We start from the raw sequence: 17,876 nt of genomic DNA, 5'->3' as shown, positions 1-17,876 counted from the left end.
TGCCATGCAACATGACCAATTCGAGGTCATCGTAGCCGGACAAAATGGGATTGTGCAATGCGGGAATTACCCGGCGTCTGACACAGCAACTATTTGTCAACGTTCGCTTACTTCGCCGTCGACATAGCGCCAGAAACCCTGTTCGTCGCGCTCGAAACGGCTCGTCTCGTGGAGCCGGTAAGCGCGTCCGCCGACCTTGTAGCGGGCCACGAACTCGACCTCCGCGTGCCGCTCGTCGAGCGGCGCGTGGCGTTTGACCGCGAGCCCGAGCCAGCGCGGCGCGTCCGGTGCGTCGGGGTCGGTGTCGAGATCGGCCGGGCAGGTGCGTGCGGCCCAGGTCGCGCGCAGGTAGTCGGTCGCGCCGAGCACGTACGCGCTGTACCGCGAGCGCATCAACTCGAGCGCGGTCGGCGCGGCTTGCCCGCCGTCGATGAAGCGGCCGCAGCAGGCCGCATAGCGGGGCGCCGGCGCTTTGCCGGCGGGAGCGGGGGACGCGCCGCCGCACGGGCACGCGTCAGGTCGGTTCAAAATCATGCGAAACGGGAATTAACGACGCCGGGTTGTGATGCCGGCTCACCAGCTGAGCTCGACACCGTCGTACTGGAAGAAGCGGCCGTTTGCCTGCGACACGTCCGCGCCGGATTCGGCGATCACGCGGCGCATGCCGGTCACACTGGTTTCCGGGTCGATCGCGGCCTGCGCGCCGCCCATGTCGGTGCGCACCCAGCCGGGATGGAGAGAAATGCACGCTGCGTGGCGCGTCTGCAGCGACGCGATGCGCAGCGCGTCGTTCAGCGCGGCCTTGCTCGCGCGGTACAGCCAGCCGGTCGTGCCGGTCGCCTCGGCGATGCTGCCCATCCGGCTCGACACGACGGCCAGCACGCCGCGCGCGTCTTCGACGAGCGGCAGCACGATCGGCAGCAACTGCATCGGCCCGCGCACGTTCGTATGCATCACCGCGTCGAAATCCTCGGCGGTGACCGTCTCGACCCCCTCGGTGCGCGGCCCGTACACACCCGACACCAGCACGGCCGCATCGAGCCGCTCGCCGTCGAGCTTCCAGCCGAGCGCCGCGATCTGCTCGGGCTGCGTGATGTCGAGCGCATGCGCGTGCGCGCCGAGCGCGCGCAGCGCGTCGAGCGACGCGTCGTCGCGCGCGGTGGCGATCACGTTCCAGCCGTCTCGCCGGTATTGGCGGACGAATTCGCGGCCGAGGCCGCGCGATGCACCGACGATCAATGCGGTTTTCATGCCCGTCGCTCCTTTGCTTGGCGCCGCCGTGGCGGCAGCGCCGGTGTCAGATCCGTTCGATGGGTGGCACGGCTGTACGACTGCGCAGTGTCCGCCGCGCAGGCCGCTGCGTTACTTCGCGTCGTCGCACGGCTTCAGCGTGGCGGCGACAGCCTGCGCGACGCCTTCGAGCCGCGCGGCGTCCGCCGCGATCATGTCGTTGTCCGGGGCATGCTCGCCGCCGGCGACGAGTGCGGCCACGCAGCGCTTGTAGGTTTCGTCGAGCGCTTCGAAGTTCGACACGGCCATCCCGAGGTTGCGCATCCGGCCGTCGTGCACGCCGTACACGAGCCCGTGCACGGTGAGCGACTGGCCGCGCGCCCACGCGTCGTTGACGATCGTCGTGCGGCACACGTTGACGACCTGCTCGATCGCGTTCAGCTCGATCAGGCGACGATAGCGCGCTTCGCCCACCGGCCATGCGTCGAGCAGCGCCGTGTGGCGTTCGCGCACGTCCTGCACGTGATGCAGCCAGTTGTCGGCGAGGCCGACGCGGCGGTTGAGCAGGGCGGCGTTCACGCCCGAGCAGCCGTAGTGGCCGACGACCATGATGTGCTTCACGCGCAGGATGTCGACCGCGAACTGGATCACCGACAGGCAGTTCAGGTCGCTGTGCACGACCACGTTCGCGATATTGCGGTGGACGAACACTTCGCCCGGCGGCAGGCCGATGATCTCGTTCGCGGGTACGCGCGAATCCGAGCAGCCGATCCACAGATATTCCGGCGCCTGCTGGTGGGCCAGACGCGCGAAGAATTCCGGATCGTCCTCGAGCTTGTGCTTGACCCAGGCGTCGTTGTTGTCGAACAGGTGTGAAAGCGGATTGTCTTGGGGGTTCATCGGTGTGGATTCCGTTGGCGGAAATCGGGTCGCAATCGGTGCGGTATAGCGGGCGTCAGGCGGCGCGCTGCGCGTCGCCTGCGGCATCGCCCTGCTCCGTCGCGCCGAAACGCGCGGGGTAGCGCACGCAAAAGCGCAGCGCGGTGTCGTATGGATAGAAGTCGGGCAATTCGCCCTGGATCAGCTTGTCCTTGCTGGCCTGCCACAGCGCGGGATCGAAAAAGTCCGCGTGATGTTTCATGAAGACGTCGCGCACGCGCGGGTCGCCGAGCAGGAACGGCCCGTAGGTCTCCGGAAAGATGTCGTGCGGGCCGACGGTATACCACGGTTCGCCGGACAGCTCGTCTTCCTCGTTGCGCGGCGGCGGCACGCGGCGCACGTTGCAGTCGGTCAGGTACTCGATCTCGTCGTAGTCGTAGAACACCACGCGGCCGTGGCGCGTGACGCCGAAGTTCTTGTACAGCATGTCGCCCGGGAAGATGTTCGCCTTCATCAGCTCCTTCACCGCGTTGCCGTACTCCTTCACGCCGTGCTCGACGTCGGTGTCGGAGCCGTTCTGCAGGTACAGGTTGAGCGGCGTCATCCGGCGCTCGATGTACAGGTGCTCGATCACGAGATTGCCGTCCTCGTATTCGAGCAGCGACGGCACTTCCTTCTCCAGCTCGCGCACGAGCGCGTGGTCGAGCCGTGCGAGCGGCAGCGCGACGCTCGAATACTCGAGCGTGTCGGCCATCCGCCCGAGGCGGTCGTGGCGCTTCACGAGCTGGTACTTCTCCATGATCTGCGCGCGCGTGGTTTCCTTCGGCGGCGGGAAGTGATCCTTGATGATCTTGAACACGTACGGGAACGACGGCAGCGTGAACACGAGCATCACGAGGCCCTTGATCCCGGGTGCGATGATGAAGCGGTCGCTCGAATGCGACAGATGGTGCAGCAGGTCGCGATAGAACAGGTTCTTGCCCTGCTTCTGCAGGCCGACCGACGTGTAGATCTCCGCCTTCGGCTTGCCGGGCATGATCGTGCACAGGAAGTCGACGTACGCGGACGGCACGCCCATGTCGACGAGGAAATACGAGTGCGAGAAGCCGAAGATGATCATCAGCTGGTCGCGGCGCAGCAGCACGGTGTCGAGCGAGAGCACGCCAGGGCGCACGTGGCGGATCGGCACCGCGAACGGCAGCACGCGGTCGGCGTTGATGATGCGGCCGACGATGTACGCGCTCTTGTTGCGGAAGAACAGCGACGACAGCACGTGGATCTGGAAATTCGGCGCTTCGTCGAAGTGGCCGAATTCGTCGTGGATCGCCTCCATCACACACGCGATGTCGCGCGGGAGATCGTCGAACGCCGGCTCGAGCTGGAAGTTCGTGACGATCCGCTCGAGCGTGGCCGCGAGCCCGTCGGTGCCCGGATAGTACGCGCGGTAGGTCGGCTTCGCGGCCGGCTCGTCGTTCTCCAGATACTCGGTCGAGATCGCCGGGCGAACGAAGATGAAATCGTTGCTGAAGTACGAGCGGTGCAGGATCTTGCAGCACACCGAATTGAAGAAGGTTTCCGCGCACTCGGGCTGGCGGTGCGACGTGAGCAGCCCGATGTAGTGCAGCTTGATCTGCTGCCACACTTCGTCGTCGATGTTCTCCGCGTCGTATTCGTCTTCCAGCACCTCGACGCATTCCTTCACGCGATCGTCGTACGACGTGATCCGCTCGCGCGCGAGCCGCTGCAGCCCGTGCCAGTCGCCTTGCTCGTACAGCGTCTTCGCCTCGACGGCCGCCTCGCGGAAGATCCGGTAGTGGCGGTCGAAGTTCTCGAGCATCGTCTGCGCGACGTCGAAACCGATCTGCGAAGACAGCAGTTTGGGGAAGTGATTCATCGCGTGCAGACTCGTTCGGGAGGGGCTGTAAGCACTCGCCATTTTAGCGCCCAAGCGGGCAATTCAAGGGCTTTGCGGCGAGGCGCGGCCGGCCGGCAGGCGGCGGGTTGCCCGCCGTTGGGTGCCGTTCGGTGCATCTTCGCGTAAAGATACGGGTACGGAACCGATTCTGGCACGAACTTTTTTTGACGGGCGGCAAGCCGCCGGGCACGCGTTCCCCGGGACGGCGATAGAATCGACGCACCGCTCGCCGCGGCCTGCCGCCGGCGCGCAATCGCACCGATAACGACGAGACGCCCCACCGATGAACGCACTGGAACACCAACTCGACTATCCCTTCGCCGATACGCTGCCCGCCGCGGGCGACACGTTCGAGGTCGCGCCCGGCGTGCGCTGGCTGCGCATGCCGCTGCCGTTCTCGCTCGATCACATCAACCTGTGGCTGCTGCGCGACGAGATCGACGGGCAGGCCGGCTGGACGATCGTCGATTGCGGGATCTCGTCGGACGCGATCCGCACGCACTGGGAGCAGATCTTCGACACGCATCTCGACGGCCTGCCCGTGCTGCGCGTGCTCGTCACGCACTGCCACCCCGATCACTTCGGCCTCGCGAACTGGCTGTGCGAAGGCGGCGACAAGGGCCGCTGGAACGTGCGGCTGTGGATGACGCTCGGCGAGTACATGTTCGGCTGCCTGATGGCGGCCGGCAACGGCTCGAACGCGGGCGGCGCGGCGGCCGCCGATCACTTCGCGCGCCACGGGCTGACCGATCCGGCCGCGCTCGACAAGCTGCGCAACCGCCGCAGCTACTACTCGGATCTCGTGCCGGCCGTGCCGCCGCGCTACCGGCGCCTGCGCGAGGGTGACGCGGTGACGATCGGCGCGCGCACGTGGCGCGTCGTGACCGGCTTCGGCCATTCGCCTGAACATTGCGCGCTGCACAGCGACGCGGACGGCGTGCTGATCTCCGGCGACATGGTGCTGCCGCGCATCTCGACGAACGTGTCCGTGTTCGACCTCGAACCGGAAGCGAACCCGCTCGCGCTGTACCTGCAGTCGCTCGGCCGCTACGAGACGATGGCGCCCGATACGCTGGTGCTGCCGTCGCACGGCAAGCCGTTCCGCGGCGTGCGCACGCGCATCACGCAACTGCGCGAACACCACGACGCGCGTCTGGCCGAAGTGCGCGTCGCGTGCGCGGAAAAGCCGATGAGCGCGGCCGACATCGTGCCGATCATGTTCCGCCGGCGCGAGCTCGACATCCACCAGATGACGTTCGCGCTCGGCGAAGCGCTCGCGCACCTGAACCTGCTGTGGCTCGCGGGCGAGCTCGTGCGCGAGCAGGGCGACGACGGCGTGCTGCGGTTCCGCACCGCCGGCTGATACCGCCGCGTTCTCCTCAAGCGACGGGTTCGTAGCGCCACCCGTCGCGATGCCATTGCATCGTATGGGTCGGGTCGAGCGCCGCGAGAAACGCGGGGTCGTGCGACGCGACCACGATCGCGCCGGGAAAGCCAGCCAGTGCGGCTTCGATCGCCCGCACCGATTCGAGATCGAGGTGATTGGTCGGCTCGTCGAGCAGCAGCAGTTGCGCGGGCGTGCCGCGCCACAACGCGCACGCGAGCGCGGCCTTCAGGCGCTCGCCGCCGCTCAGCTGCCGTGCGGGCTGCGTCGCGCGCACCGCGTCGAGCTGCAGCAGTGCGAGCCGGCTGCGCAGGTCGCCTTCGGCGAGCGGCGTATCGAGCAGCCCCAGTTGCTCGACGATCGAACGATCGGGATCGAGCAGCGCGAGCCGCTGGTCGAGATACGCGGCGCTCACGTGCGTCGTGCGTGCGCCTGAACGCGGTTCGAGTTCGCCGGCCAGCATTCGCAGCAACGTCGATTTGCCGCAGCCGTTCGGGCCGGTCAGCGCGATGCGCACGGGGCCGCTCGCCGACCACGTGATTGCATCGGCCGCGCCTGCGATACGCCACGGCAGGTGCGCGCGTTCGAGCGTGAACAACTGGCGGCGCGCGCTGACCTCGGTGCCCGGCAGCGACACCAGCACGGGCGCATCGGCTTCGACGCGTGCGGCTGCTTCCTGTACCCGTTCGTCGAGTGTCGCCTTGAACTCGTTCTGGTGGCGCCGCACCGTGCCCATGATGCTGCGCGCCGCACCCTTGCGACTCTGTTTTGCCATCGATGACAGGTTGGCCGACTTCGCGTCGCGCAGCGACGCGGCCGCGTGACGCTGGATCGTGTCGTGTTCCTGTTCGAGCCTGCGCCTGACGCGTCCGCGTTCGGCACGCGCGTTGTCGAGCGCGGACTGCGCGGCATCCTGTTCCGCGTCGCGTTGCGCGCGGTAGAGCGCGTAGTTTCCGCCATACGAGCGCACGCCTTGCGGCGTCAGCTCGACGATCCGTTGCACGCCGGCGAGCAGCGCACGGTCGTGGCTCACGATGACGACGCCGCCGCGCCAGCCGTCGAGCGCCGCGCGCAGCCATGCACGGCCCGGCGCGTCGAGATGGTTGGTCGGTTCGTCGAGTACGAGCAAGCCCGCGCCGGACAGCAGCGCGCCGATCAGCGCGACGCGCGCGAGCTGGCCGCCGCTCAATGCCTGCGCGGGCGTGTCGGCGCGCACGTCGTGCAGTCCGGCTGCGTCGAGCGCGGTGCGCAGCCGCTCCGCGAGATCCCAGCGATCGCCGATCAGGTCGAAGTCGTGCGGTTCTGCGCGACCGTCGGCGAGACGCGCGAGTGCGCCGAGCGGCCCATCGAGCGCGGCAATTTGCGCGACGGTTCGCGGGCCGGCCGATACGTCGCCGTCGTCATGCTGCTGCGCGACGTAGACGACTGACGTGTGCCGCTCGATCGTCCCCGCGCTCGGCGCGCAGCACCCCGCGATCAATTGCGCGAGCTGGCTCTTGCCGATGCCGTTGCGGCCGACGATGCCGGTCGGCGTGCGGTCGATGGAAAGGTCGAGCGAATCGAACAGCGTGAAGCCGTCGTCGAAGCGGAAGGAAACGTGATGAAGCGCGACGAGCGCGCCGGTGGGCGTGGCTGCAGCCATAAGCACCTCCGAAAATGCGTGAAGACCTTCGCGCGCGGCGTGCGTGGCACGGCGGCGAAAACATTTCGGGAAGGCTTAGTTGTTCACTTTGGCTGACGTCCGGTGTGAGGAATGAGCGCGCAGTGTAGCGCGCGCCGCGCGCGGGCGGCAAGCGACGGTCGGACGCACCGTCGCCTGCGCGCCACGCGCGAGGGTTGCGTTACTGCACGGCGACGGTCGTGAAGTTCTGCCGTCCGAACGGACTCACGTGATAGCCGCTCACGTTCGTGCGCGTGAGCGCGGCCGCGGTCGGGTAGCCGAGCGGAATCCACAGCGCCTGGTCGTGGATGATCTTCTGCGCGGCTTCGTACAGTTTCGCGCGTTTGGCCTGGTCGGCGGTCGACTTGCCGTCGGCGATCAGCTTGTCGAGCTGCGTGTCGCAGAAGCGCGCGAAGTTGATGCCCGACTTCACCGCATTGCAGCTGAACAGCGGCGACAGGTAGTTGTCCGGATCGCCGTTGTCGCCGGCCCAGCCCATGAACAGCATGTCATGCTGGCCGAGCTTCGCCTGCTTGATCAGCTCGCCCCATTCGATCACCTTGACCTCGGCCTTCACGCCGATCTTCGCGAGGTCGGCCTGCAGCAGCTCCGCGCCGACCTTCGGGTTCGGGTTCAGCACGCTGCCGGTCGGGCGCGTCCAGATCGTCGTCGAGAAGCCGTTCGGGAAGCCGGCCTGCGCGAGCAGCTGCTTCGCCTTCGCCGGATCGTACGCATACGGCGCGACGTCCTTCGCATAGCTCCACGTGTTCGGCGGATACGGGTTGTTCGCGGCCGTCGCGGTATTGTCGAACACGACCTTCAGGTAGGTCGCGCGGTCGAACGCGAGGTTCAGCGCTTCGCGCACCTTGTCGTTGTCGAGCGGCTTCTTCTGCGTGTTCAGCGCGACGAACGCGGTCATGAACGCGGGCGTCTGCACGACCTTCAACGCGCTTTCGCCCTTCGCGGCGAGCACGTCCTGCGGCTTCGGCGACAGCGCGATCTGGCATTCGCCGGCCTTGACCTTCTGCAGGCGCACCGACGGGTCGGGCGTGATCGCATAGATCAGCCGGTCGACTTTCGGCTTCGTGCCCCAGTAGGTCGGATTCACGTCGTAGCGGATCAGCGCGTCCTTCGTGTAGCTCTTCAGCACGAACGGGCCGGTGCCGACCGGCTTCGCGTTCAGGTCGGCCTGCTTGCCGGCCTTCAGCAGCTGGTCCGCGTATTCGGCCGAGTAGATCGACGCGAAGCCCATCGTCAGGATCGGCACGAACGTCGCGTTCGGCTCGTTCAGCACGAACTTCACGGTGTTGTCGTCGACCTTCGTGACCGACTTCACGAGCTTCACGAGGCCCATCGACTGCGCGTGCGGGAAGCCGCTCGCGCCGGCCACCTTGTGCCACGGATTCGAGTCGTCGAGCATCCGCGAGAACGTGAACACGACGTCGTCCGCGTCGAGCGAGCGGGTCGGCTTGAAATAGTCGGTGGTCTGGAACGCGACGTTCGGACGCAGGTGGAACGTGTACGTGAGGCCGTCGGCGCTCGCATCCCATTTGTCGGCGAGCGCGGGCACGACCTTCTTCGCGGCTTCGTCGTACGACACGAGCGTGTTGAAGATCACGTCGGCCGATGCGTTGGTCGTGACGAGCGAGTTGTACTGCACGACGTCGAAGCCGTCCGGGCTCGATTCCGTGCAGATGGTGAGCGGCTTGGCGGCGGCGAGGCCGGGGGCGGCGAGGGCGGCGGCGAGCGTGGCCGCGGCGAACAGCTTGACCTGCATAGGATCTCCCACGTGGCTTGTGTTTTTTGCTGGGTGACGGGATGCGGGCGCGGCCCGGAAGCGGACAGGGCCGGCGCGGCTGGCGAATAGCATACCGTCAAAGTGCGCGGCGCGTGAAAAAAGGCGCCTGAACGCAGCGAATTGACCGAAAAACGGCTGCGTTCGCGACGGAACGGGTGTTGGGGCGGCGAGGGGCGAAGGAGGCTGCGGGCGGAAGAGCGCTGGGGCCCGGGATGCTGGGCAGCGGCGCGTCGGGGACGGTGCGGGAGCGGTGCGGGCGTGCCGCGAATCGAAGCGTCGAAGCCGCTTGGCGTCGGTGCGGAGAGACGGAGAGACGGAGAGACGGAGAGACGGAGAGACGGAGAGACGGAGAGACGGCCCGCGAAGCTTCGCGCGGGCCGGCACTCGCCGGCGTGTCAGTGCGCCCCGGCCTTCGGCTTGCGCGGCGCCTTCTCGAACAGGCGGTCGTACAGCCAGCGCGGCAACACATGCAGCACCTTCGCGACGACGCCCATCTGCCACGGAATCACGCGGAACGCGTGCTGCCGGGCGATTGCCTGGGCCGCGCGCGCCGCGAAGCGGTCGGCGTCCATCAGGAACGGCATCCGGTACGGGTTGTGCGCGGTCATCGGCGTGCGGATGTAGCCGGGCGCGATCGTCACGACGCCGACGCCGGCCGGCCGCAGCTCGACGCGCAGCGCTTCGAGATACTTGATCGCGGCCGATTTCGACGCGCTGTACGCGCCGGAGCCGGGCAGCCCGCGCACGCCGGCAACGCTCGCGACACCGACCAGCGTGCCGTGGCGCGTGGCCGTCATCGGGCCGACGAACGGCTCGAACGTCGCGACCATCCCGTAGTAGTTGATGTCCATCACGTCGCGGAACGTCGCGAGATCGCCCTGGCCCGTGACGGCACCCTGGCTGATGCCTGCGTTCGCGATGACGACGTCGGGGCAGCCGTGCGTCGAGATGAACGACGCAGCGGCCGTCGCGAGCGCATCGGCGTCGCGCACGTCGGCGGAATAGACGGAGATGGACAGCTTCGGGAACCGCCGCGCGAACGCATCGAGGGCATCGGTGCGTCGCGCGACGAGTGCGAGCGTGGCGCCCTGGCGGGCGTATTCCTCGGCCATCGCGAGGCCGAGGCCGCTCGATGCGCCGGTGATGAAGACCTTCAGCGGAGTAGTCATGCCGGCGCGAGGGCGGGGATCAGAGCTTCTTGTCCTGAACCTGCTTCACGAGGAAGTCGAGCACCTGGGCGGTACCCGGGATGCTGTTCGTGTAAGCGGGGCCCGTCTTGTACTTGCCCTGGACGACGACCGTCGGCACGCCGTCGATCGCGTAGTCCTTCAGCAGCTTGGCCGATTGGTTCACTTCGCCCTGCACGCTGAACGAGTTGTACGCGTCCGTGAACTTCTTCTTGTCGACGCCCTGCGTGGCCAGGAAGTCGGCCTGCGCCTGCGGCGTCAGCAGATAGTTCTTCTGCTTGTGGATCGCGTTGAAGATCGCCGGCGTGACCTTCTCGGAGATGCCGAGCGCGGACACCGCGTAGAACAGCTTCGAATGCGGGACGAAATCGTCACGGAATGCGACCGGGATGCGCTTGAAGTCGATGTTGTTGCCTTGCTTCTTCACCCAGGCCTCGATCGTCGGCTCGAATTCGTAGCAGTGCGGGCAGCCGTACCAGAAGAATTCGATCACCTCGACCTTGCCGGCCGGCGCGGACACCGGCTGCGGCGACTTCATCACCTCGAAGTCCTTGCCGGCTACCGGCGCGGCGGGCGAAGCCTGCGCGAGGCCGGCGGCCAGGCCCAGGGACAGAAGGAGCGTGCTAAGCAGTTTTTTCATGTTGTGAACGTCGAATCAGTTGCTCGGGTTACGAAACGTAACGGGTTCTGAGTGGGCTCGGCCGGTTGCTTACTGCTTCGTGAAACGAATCACCGCCGTGTCGACACCTGCATCGGACAGGCGCTGGCGAGCCGAGTTCATATCCTCGAACTTCGAGAACGGGCCGACACGGACGCGGAAGTACGTCACGCCGCTGACATCGCGCTTCGACACCTTCGACTCGAAGCCCTGGAAGCCGAGGCGCGCGCGCTGCTGCTCCGCGTCGCCTTCCGTCTTGTACGCGCCAACCTGCAGGAAGTAGCCGGTATTCGCGTCGTTCGCGGTCGGCGGCTTCGCTGCCGCGGCGGCCGCGGCCGACGAGGTCGGCTTCGGCGTGTTCGCGGCCAGCTGCTGTTGCTGCTGCTTTTGCGCGGCGGCTTGCTGCGCCTGCTTCTGCGCGGCGAAACGGGCGAGATCGTCCTCGCCGCCTTGCTGCTGTTGTTGCTGCGCTTGCTGCGTCTTCTTCGGCGGCGGCGTGGTGTCGGCCGGCTTCGGCGCGACGGCGACGCCGTTACCCGACGACGTATTGTTCGACGCGGTCGAGTTGTTCGAGCTGCCTGTGTTGTTCGAGCCGCTCGACCCGTTGGCCTGCGGCGGCACTTCGACGATCTGCGGTTCGGGCAGCAGGCCGCCCTGGGTCTGGTTCGCGGCCTGGCCGGGCGCGGTGTTCGGCGGCGCGGGCTGCGCGGCCTGCGGCACCGGCTGGCCCGGCGTCTTGCCCTGCAGCGCGCGGTTCGGATCGAACTGCTGCGGCTGGCTCGCGCCGTTGTCGGCCGGCGGCGGCGCGACCTTCGACACGAAAGGCGACGGGGAACGCGTGATGTAGAGCGCCACCACCACTGCGATCGCGAGGCCGACGATCAGGCCCAGCACGATTCCAAGAAATGTTCCTCCTGCTTGTTTCGATTGCTTCGAAGTTCGGCGTGGTTGTGCCATTGCTTGAGTCACCTGCAAAAAGAATCGTGAGAGGGCCGGGGCGGCCACCCGACGGCGGGCGCTGCCGCGGCCGTTCACAGCCCGGATCGGGCTGCTTGCGTCCTTACATCTTGGCGGGCGCGGACACGCCGAGCACCGCCAGACCATTCTCGAGCACCTGCCGGGTCGCGGCGAGGAGCGCGGCGCGCGCATTGCGCGGCGCTTCGTCGTCCACCAGCACGCGCTCCGCATTGTAGAACGAGTGGAATTCGCCAGCGAGGTCGCGCAGGTAGAACGCAACGGCGTGCGGAGCCAGTTCGTTGGCCGCGTGCGTGAGCATGTCCGGGTACTCGGCCAGCTTCTGCATCAGCGACGCCGCTTGCGCGCTCGTCAGCTGCGACAGGTCGGCGCCTGGCAGCTGCGCGACGTCGACGTTGTAGCGCGCTTTCAGCTCGTTGAGCACCGAGCAGATCCGCGCGTGCGCGTACTGGACGTAATAGACCGGGTTTTCGTCGTTCTGTTTCAGCGCGAGGTCGATGTCGAACACGAACTCGGTATCGGCCTTGCGCGAGATCAGGAAGAACCGCACCGCGTCGCGGCCGCGCGTGATGGTCGCTTCGTCGATCAGGTCGGGCGCCGCTTCCTGGCCCGCCGCCGCGCCACCCGACCATTCGATCAGGTCGCGCACCGTCACGTAGCTGCCCGCGCGCTTCGAGATCTTCACTTCCTGGCCGTCGCGCATCACGGTGACCATCTTGTGCAGCACGTAGTCGGGGTAGCCCTTCGGGATCCCGATGTGCAGGCCCTGCAGGCCGGCGCGCACGCGCGCGATCGTGCCGTGGTGGTCCGAACCCTGGATGTTGATCACCTTGGTGAAGCCGCGCTCCCACTTCGTCACGTGGTACGCGACGTCCGGCACGAAGTACGTGTACGTGCCGTCCGACTTGCGCATCACGCGATCCTTGTCGTCGCCTTCGTCGGTCGTGCGCAGCCACAGCGCGCCGTCCTGCTCGTAGGTCATGCCGGCCTTGATCAGCGCGTCGACCGTCTTCTCGACACGGCCTTCGCTGTACAGCGACGACTCGAGGTAGTACTGGTCGAACTTCACGCCGAACGCCTGCAGATCCATGTCCTGCTCGCGACGCAGGTACGTGACCGCGAACTTGCGGATCGCGTCGAGATCCTCGACGTCGCCCGTGCCCTTGACCGGCTCGCCGTCCGACGCGGCGACCGTTTCGCCGTTCAGGAAGTCGCGTGCGATGTCGGCGATGTATTCGCCGTTGTACGCCGCTTCCGGCCAGCCTGCGTCGCCCGGCTTCAGGCCGCGTGCGCGTGCCTGCGTCGAGATCGCGAGGTTGCCGATCTGCACGCCTGCGTCGTTGTAGTAGAACTCGCGGTGCACCGCGTAGCCCTGGCTCGCGATCACGTTCGCGAGCACGTCGCCGAGCGCGGCCTGGCGGCCGTGGCCGACGTGCAGCGGGCCGGTCGGGTTGGCCGACACGAATTCGAGCAACACTTGCTTGCCTTTCTCGCGATCGGACGTGCCGAACGCGCGGCCCTGGTCGAACACGGCGGCGATCACCGCCTGCTTCGCGGCGGCCGACAGGCGCAGGTTGATGAAGCCGGGGCCGGCGATCTCGGCGGCTTCGACGAGGCCTTGCGCGCCCGGCTGGGCGTTGAGGGCGGCGACGATCTGCTCGGCGAGCTGGCGCGGGTTCGTGCCGAGCGGTTTCGCGAGCTGCATCGCGACGTTGCACGCGACGTCGCCGTGCGCGGCGACCTTCGGGCGCTCCAGCGTGATGGCGGGGGCGACGAACGTGGCGTCGGCGCCTTTCAGCGCGTGTGCGACCTGCTTGACGCTATCCGCGAGCAGGGCTTCGAGGGTCTGTTTGTGTGCTGGCAGCATGCTGGTAGAAGGCTTCGTTGGTGGCGGCCGGAAACGCCGGCCCGCCGGCGCGCTTTTTAAGCGCGCGTTTCAGGGATCGCAGAATTTTAACAGGTGCTAATATGCCGCTCAGGCGGCCCGCGTCCGCGAGGCCGGACGCCGGTCTGTCGGCGTTCCCCAACCGCGCCGCGCAGGCACAACAAGATGAAAAGGGAATTGTCATGATTACGTTCAAGAGCAAGGCGGCACAGGATCTCGACGTGCTGAAGGATTTCGCCGTGTATGTGCTGGGTCTCGTCGGCAAGCAGCTGGGCGAGCGCGGTGTGATTACGCACGACGAACTGGACCACGCGATCGCCAAGCTGGAAGGCGCGGTTGCGCAGGCGAAGCAGGAACGCGCCGAGCACGCCGGCCATTTCCACGAAGACGAAGCCGACCACGCGCACCACGAAGTGCCGCCGAGCCTGGCACAGCGCGTCGCCCCCTTCCTCACGATGCTGCGCGAGGCGAAAGCCGGCGAAGCCGACGTGCACTGGGGCTTCTGAGCCCGCTTGCCCGGCCGCTCCGAAAGGATCGAAAGGCAGGAAAAAGCCCGCTTCCGAGCGGGCTTTTTCTTTTGTCTGATGAAAAATACGCCGGGCGGTGGTGTGCTCGGAGTGGGCGGCGGCGGGGCTCGCCTTGACCGAGAGGTGAAATTCCTTATAATTCAACGCAAGACTATGTGAAAGCGGGTGCGAAAACATAGCGCCGCCCGAGCGATCGGGCCCCACCTGGAGTGGGTACTTCGTCGAGAGACGGAAAGAGAATCCCGCATACGACGGCTGCCGAAAGGCGGCCGTTGGTTTTTCTACGCCCGGATCTTGCGGCCTTCCAGGCTTGCGCGCAGCAACGTGCGCAACGCGACTTTCCGGGCTTCCCGCTGGCGCCGGTTCAGCCCGCCATCCAGCATGTAGGCCGACTGCACGCGCAGGATGAGCCGGCGTTTCCTGATCCGGTCTTTCGAAACCTCGAAGAACACCGCATACACGCGTTGCGTGCCGTCCGATGCGATCGTTTCCACCGTGACGAAATTGGGTTGCCGTTCATCCGCGACGACGATCCGGCGCGTCGCCAGCCCGACGATCACGCCGCGCAGCAGCTGCCGTGACGCGCGATACCGGTCCACGCAGAGCACGCGTGTCTCACGGCCATCGTCGTAGATCTCGTCGTCCGGAATGGCGTCGCGGGTGCGTCCGTCCCATTTGAAGCTGCGTGTGAAGCAGTGACAGGAGAAGAGGACCAGAACCGTCACGTCGCAGCCGGTTTCCAGGTCGCAGGTGAATGTCAACGGACGCAGATGGCTCAGATCCCAGCGCTCGCCGCGGTAGATCGTCGACGGGAACGAGCTCCCGCTGTCCGCTGGCGTTTCGGTAATCCGGATCTCGAAGGTCGACATGGCGGGAATGATTTAGGGAGAAGGGCGCGTCATCTCACCCACGCGCGGTGGCCCGAAAGCTCGGCGTTGCAGCGACGTCGATCTCGATTATTGAGATTAGGTATCCTGATGAATCAAGGCGTTGTGCGACGCGCCCCTGGATCGGGGCGCGTGGCGATGGAAGCGGCGGGTCGCCGCAGTCGGTGCGGTTACAGTTGCGGCGCGAGCGCGCGGCGCGCGTCGTCGAGCGACAGCGCCATGCGTTGCGCATAGTCCTCGAGCTGATCCTGCCCGATTTTGCCGACCGAGAAATACGTGCTGTCCGGATGCGCGAGATAGAAGCCCGACACGCTCGCGGCCGGCAGCATCGCCAGCGAGTCGGTCACGCTCATGCCGATCTCGTCCGCGCGCAGCACGTCGAACATGTCGCGCTTCACCAGGTGGTCGGGGCAGGCCGGGTAGCCGGGCGCCGGGCGGATGCCCGCGTACTTTTCCGCGATCAGCGCATCGTTGTCGAGCGTCTCGCCGCTCGCGTAGCCCCACAGCTCGCGCCGCACGCGCGCGTGCATCGCTTCCGCGAAGGCTTCCGCGAAGCGGTCGGCGAGCGCCTTCAGCATGATCGCGCTGTAGTCGTCGTGGTCGGCTTCGAACTGCTTTTCCTTCGCGTCGACGCCGAGGCCGGCCGTCACCGCGAACATCCCGATGTAGTCGGCGACGCCCGATTCCTTCGGCGCGATGAAGTCGGCGAGCGAGCGGTTCGGCCGCATCACGCCGTCGACCACCGGGCGCACGCTCTGCTGGCGCAGGTTGCGCCAGGTCAGCAGCACCTCCGAGCGCGACTCGTCGCTGTAGATCTCGATGTCGTCGTCGTTGACGGTGTTCGCCGGCAGCAGCGAGATCACACCGCTCGCGGTCAGCCAGCGGCCCTGGATCAGGCGCGCGAGCATCGATTTCGCGTCGGAGAACACGCGCCGTGCCGATTCGCCGACGATCTCGTCGTTCAGGATCGCCGGGTACGGGCCCGCGAGATCCCAGGTCTGGAAGAACGGGCCCCAGTCGATGTACTGCGCGAGCTCGTTCAGGTCGTAGTTCTTGAACACGCGGCGGCCGATGAACTTCGGCTTCACCGGCTGATAGCCGGCCCAGTCGACCTTGGTCTTGTTCGCGCGCGCTTCGGCGAGCGTGACCATCGGCTGCGCCTTGCGGTTCGCGTGCTGGTCGCGGATGCGTTCATAGTCGGACTTCAGCTCGTCGAGGTACTTCGTCGCGCCTTCGTCGGACAGCAGGCTGGAGGCGACCGACACCGAGCGCGACGCGTCCGGCACGTAGACCACCGGGCCTTCGTAGTGCGGCGCGATCTTCACGGCCGTGTGCACGCGCGAGGTCGTCGCGCCGCCGATCAGGAGCGGGATCTTCTTCACGCGGAAGTAATCGTCGCGCTGCATTTCGGACGCGACGTAGGCCATTTCCTCGAGGCTCGGCGTGATGAGGCCAGACAGCCCGATGATGTCCGCACCCTCGACCTTCGCCTTCGCGAGGATCTCGTTGCACGGGACCATCACGCCCATGTTGACGACTTCGAAGTTGTTGCACTGGAGCACGACCGACACGATGTTCTTGCCGATGTCGTGCACGTCGCCCTTCACGGTCGCGATGACGATCTTGCCCTTCGCGCGCACGTCGCCGCCCGCCTCCGCGAGCAGCCGCTTTTCTTCCTCGATGAACGGGATCAGGTGCGCAACCGCCTGCTTCATCACGCGCGCCGATTTCACGACCTGCGGCAGGAACATCTTGCCCTGGCCGAACAGGTCGCCGACGATGTTCATCCCGTCCATCAGCGGCCCTTCGATCACGTTGATCGGGCGGCCGCCGGCCGCGGCGATCTTCGCGCGTACTTCCTCGGTATCCTCGACGATGAAGTTCGTGATGCCGTGCACCAGCGCATGCGAGAGCCGCTTCTCGACCGGCTGGTTGCGCCACTCGAGGTTCTCTTCCTTCTTCGCGCCGCCCGCCTTGAACTTGTCGGCGATCTCGAGCAGCCGGTCGGTCGAATCGTCGCGGCGGTTCAGGATCACGTCCTCGACGCGCTCGCGCAGCTCCGGGTCGAGATCGGCGTACACGCCGAGCTGGCCCGCATTGACGATGCCCATGTCCATCCCCGCCTGGATCGCGTGGTACAGGAACACGGTGTGGATCGCCTCGCGCACCGGGTCGTTGCCGCGGAACGAGAACGACACGTTCGACACGCCGCCGCTCACCTTCGCGTACGGCAGGTTCTGCTTGATCCAGCGGGTCGCCTCGATGAAGTCGACCGCGTAGTTGTTGTGCTCCTCGATGCCCGTCGCGACCGCGAAGATGTTCGGGTCGAAGATGATGTCTTCCGGCGGGAAGCCGACTTCGTTCACGAGGAAGTTGTACGAGCGCGTGCAGATCTCGATCTTGCGCTCGTAGGTATCGGCCTGGCCGGTTTCGTCGAACGCCATCACGACGGCCGCCGCGCCGTAGCGGCGGATCAGGTGCGCGTGGTGGCGGAACGCGTCCTCGCCTTCCTTCAGCGAGATCGAGTTGACGATCGCCTTGCCCTGCACGCACTTCAGGCCCGCCTCGATCACTTCCCACTTCGACGAGTCGATCATGATCGGCACGCGCGCGATGTCCGGCTCCGACGCGATCAGGTTCAGGAAGCGCACCATCGCCGCCTTCGAATCGAGCATCGCCTCGTCCATGTTGATGTCGATCACCTGCGCGCCGTTCTCGACCTGCTGGCGCGCGACCGCGAGCGCCTCGTCGAACTGGCCGTTGAGGATCATGCGTGCGAACGCCTTCGAGCCGGTGACGTTGGTGCGTTCACCGACGTTGATGAAGAGCGTTCCGGACGTGACGTTGAACGGCTCGAGGCCGGCGAGGCGCATCATGTGATCGGTCATGGC

The 17,876-nt window shown here is 66.7% G+C and carries 14 protein-coding genes; 2 read left to right on the top strand and 12 right to left on the bottom strand.

The window, feature by feature from the left end; all coding sequences use genetic code 11:
* Window positions 1–96: 96 nt before the first annotated feature.
* The 4 genes from C5O79_RS25150 to aceK form a co-directional block, all read right to left on the bottom strand.
* Complete coding sequence (locus C5O79_RS25150; protein WP_039346391.1) at window positions 97–534, bottom strand: YchJ family protein; 438 nt, start codon at window positions 532–534, stop codon at window positions 97–99.
* A gap of 39 nt (window positions 535–573) precedes the next feature.
* On the bottom strand, window positions 574–1,251 hold the full coding sequence (locus C5O79_RS25145; protein ID WP_039346388.1) for an SDR family oxidoreductase: 678 nt from the start codon (window positions 1,249–1,251) through the stop codon (window positions 574–576).
* A 111-nt stretch (window positions 1,252–1,362) separates the two neighbouring features.
* A complete protein-coding gene (gene can, locus C5O79_RS25140; protein ID WP_046546228.1) occupies window positions 1,363–2,130 on the bottom strand; it encodes a carbonate dehydratase in 768 nt (255 codons plus the stop codon).
* Between the two features lie 55 nt (window positions 2,131–2,185).
* Window positions 2,186–4,003, bottom strand: a complete 1,818-nt coding sequence (aceK, locus tag C5O79_RS25135; protein ID WP_046544306.1) for a bifunctional isocitrate dehydrogenase kinase/phosphatase — start codon at window positions 4,001–4,003, stop codon at window positions 2,186–2,188.
* 304 nt (window positions 4,004–4,307) lie between these two features.
* Here aceK and C5O79_RS25125 point away from each other — a divergent pair, with 304 nt between their 5' ends.
* Entirely contained in the window at window positions 4,308–5,387 is a 1,080-nt protein-coding gene (locus tag C5O79_RS25125) for an MBL fold metallo-hydrolase (RefSeq protein WP_131931827.1), read from the top strand.
* 16 nt (window positions 5,388–5,403) lie between these two features.
* On the opposite strand, the gene C5O79_RS25120 is transcribed toward C5O79_RS25125, so the two are convergent.
* The 6 genes from C5O79_RS25120 to argS all read right to left on the bottom strand — a co-directional run bounded on the left by C5O79_RS25120 (window position 5,404) and on the right by argS (window position 13,553).
* Complete coding sequence (locus C5O79_RS25120; protein WP_131931825.1) at window positions 5,404–7,050, bottom strand: ABC-F family ATP-binding cassette domain-containing protein; 1,647 nt, start codon at window positions 7,048–7,050, stop codon at window positions 5,404–5,406.
* 199 nt (window positions 7,051–7,249) lie between these two features.
* Window positions 7,250–8,845 carry an ABC transporter substrate-binding protein gene (locus tag C5O79_RS25115; protein ID WP_124473074.1) on the bottom strand — a complete coding sequence of 532 codons (1,596 nt, stop codon included), beginning with the start codon at window positions 8,843–8,845 and terminating at the stop codon, window positions 7,250–7,252.
* Between the two features lie 416 nt (window positions 8,846–9,261).
* Window positions 9,262–10,035, bottom strand: coding sequence for an SDR family oxidoreductase (locus C5O79_RS25110; protein WP_046544310.1), 774 nt, complete (start codon window positions 10,033–10,035; stop codon window positions 9,262–9,264).
* Between the two features lie 19 nt (window positions 10,036–10,054).
* Complete coding sequence (locus C5O79_RS25105; protein WP_047852279.1) at window positions 10,055–10,693, bottom strand: thiol:disulfide interchange protein DsbA/DsbL; 639 nt, start codon at window positions 10,691–10,693, stop codon at window positions 10,055–10,057.
* A 69-nt stretch (window positions 10,694–10,762) separates the two neighbouring features.
* Window positions 10,763–11,668 carry an SPOR domain-containing protein gene (locus C5O79_RS25100; protein ID WP_046544312.1) on the bottom strand — a complete coding sequence of 302 codons (906 nt, stop codon included), beginning with the start codon at window positions 11,666–11,668 and terminating at the stop codon, window positions 10,763–10,765.
* Between the two features lie 103 nt (window positions 11,669–11,771).
* Window positions 11,772–13,553, bottom strand: a complete 1,782-nt coding sequence (gene argS, locus C5O79_RS25095) for an arginine--tRNA ligase (protein ID WP_124493735.1) — start codon at window positions 13,551–13,553, stop codon at window positions 11,772–11,774.
* Between the two features lie 200 nt (window positions 13,554–13,753).
* Between argS and C5O79_RS25090 the strand changes: the two genes are divergently transcribed.
* The gene (locus tag C5O79_RS25090) at window positions 13,754–14,077 is read left to right on the top strand and encodes a DUF1840 domain-containing protein (RefSeq protein WP_011353361.1); all 324 of its coding nucleotides are present in this window, start codon (window positions 13,754–13,756) and stop codon (window positions 14,075–14,077) included.
* Between the two features lie 302 nt (window positions 14,078–14,379).
* Here C5O79_RS25090 and C5O79_RS25085 read toward each other — a convergent pair whose 3' ends face one another.
* Window positions 14,380–14,967 (bottom strand): hypothetical protein, encoded by a 588-nt coding sequence (locus tag C5O79_RS25085; protein WP_131931823.1) that lies wholly within the window; start codon window positions 14,965–14,967, stop codon window positions 14,380–14,382.
* Window positions 14,968–15,155: 188 nt separating this feature from the next.
* Window positions 15,156–17,873 (bottom strand): methionine synthase, encoded by a 2,718-nt coding sequence (gene metH, locus C5O79_RS25080; RefSeq protein ID WP_039346353.1) that lies wholly within the window; start codon window positions 17,871–17,873, stop codon window positions 15,156–15,158.
* Between the last annotated feature and the right edge of the window lie 3 nt (window positions 17,874–17,876).

The organism is Burkholderia sp. SRS-25, assembly GCF_004343765.1.
Classification (GTDB): Bacteria; Pseudomonadota; Gammaproteobacteria; order Burkholderiales; family Burkholderiaceae; genus Burkholderia; species Burkholderia contaminans.
The sequence above is the reverse complement of the archived record's forward strand: the minus strand, read 5'-3'. Positions and strand labels throughout refer to the sequence as shown.

Excerpts from the sequence above, each read along its gene's own strand:
- C5O79_RS25150 (WP_039346391.1), bottom strand. The coding sequence starts at position 534 with ATGATTTTGAACCGACCTGACGCGTGCCCGTGCGGCGGCGCGTCCCCC.
- C5O79_RS25145 (WP_039346388.1), bottom strand. The coding sequence starts at position 1,251 with ATGAAAACCGCATTGATCGTCGGTGCATCGCGCGGCCTCGGCCGCGAA.
- can (WP_046546228.1), bottom strand. The coding sequence starts at position 2,130 with ATGAACCCCCAAGACAATCCGCTTTCACACCTGTTCGACAACAACGAC.
- aceK (WP_046544306.1), bottom strand. The coding sequence starts at position 4,003 with ATGAATCACTTCCCCAAACTGCTGTCTTCGCAGATCGGTTTCGACGTC.
- C5O79_RS25125 (WP_131931827.1), top strand. The coding sequence starts at position 4,308 with ATGAACGCACTGGAACACCAACTCGACTATCCCTTCGCCGATACGCTG.
- C5O79_RS25120 (WP_131931825.1), bottom strand. The coding sequence starts at position 7,050 with ATGGCTGCAGCCACGCCCACCGGCGCGCTCGTCGCGCTTCATCACGTT.
- C5O79_RS25115 (WP_124473074.1), bottom strand. The coding sequence starts at position 8,845 with ATGCAGGTCAAGCTGTTCGCCGCGGCCACGCTCGCCGCCGCCCTCGCC.
- C5O79_RS25110 (WP_046544310.1), bottom strand. The coding sequence starts at position 10,035 with ATGACTACTCCGCTGAAGGTCTTCATCACCGGCGCATCGAGCGGCCTC.
- C5O79_RS25105 (WP_047852279.1), bottom strand. The coding sequence starts at position 10,693 with ATGAAAAAACTGCTTAGCACGCTCCTTCTGTCCCTGGGCCTGGCCGCC.
- C5O79_RS25100 (WP_046544312.1), bottom strand. The coding sequence starts at position 11,668 with ATGGCACAACCACGCCGAACTTCGAAGCAATCGAAACAAGCAGGAGGA.
- argS (WP_124493735.1), bottom strand. The coding sequence starts at position 13,553 with ATGCTGCCAGCACACAAACAGACCCTCGAAGCCCTGCTCGCGGATAGC.
- C5O79_RS25090 (WP_011353361.1), top strand. The coding sequence starts at position 13,754 with ATGATTACGTTCAAGAGCAAGGCGGCACAGGATCTCGACGTGCTGAAG.
- C5O79_RS25085 (WP_131931823.1), bottom strand. The coding sequence starts at position 14,967 with ATGTCGACCTTCGAGATCCGGATTACCGAAACGCCAGCGGACAGCGGG.
- metH (WP_039346353.1), bottom strand. The coding sequence starts at position 17,873 with ATGACCGATCACATGATGCGCCTCGCCGGCCTCGAGCCGTTCAACGTC.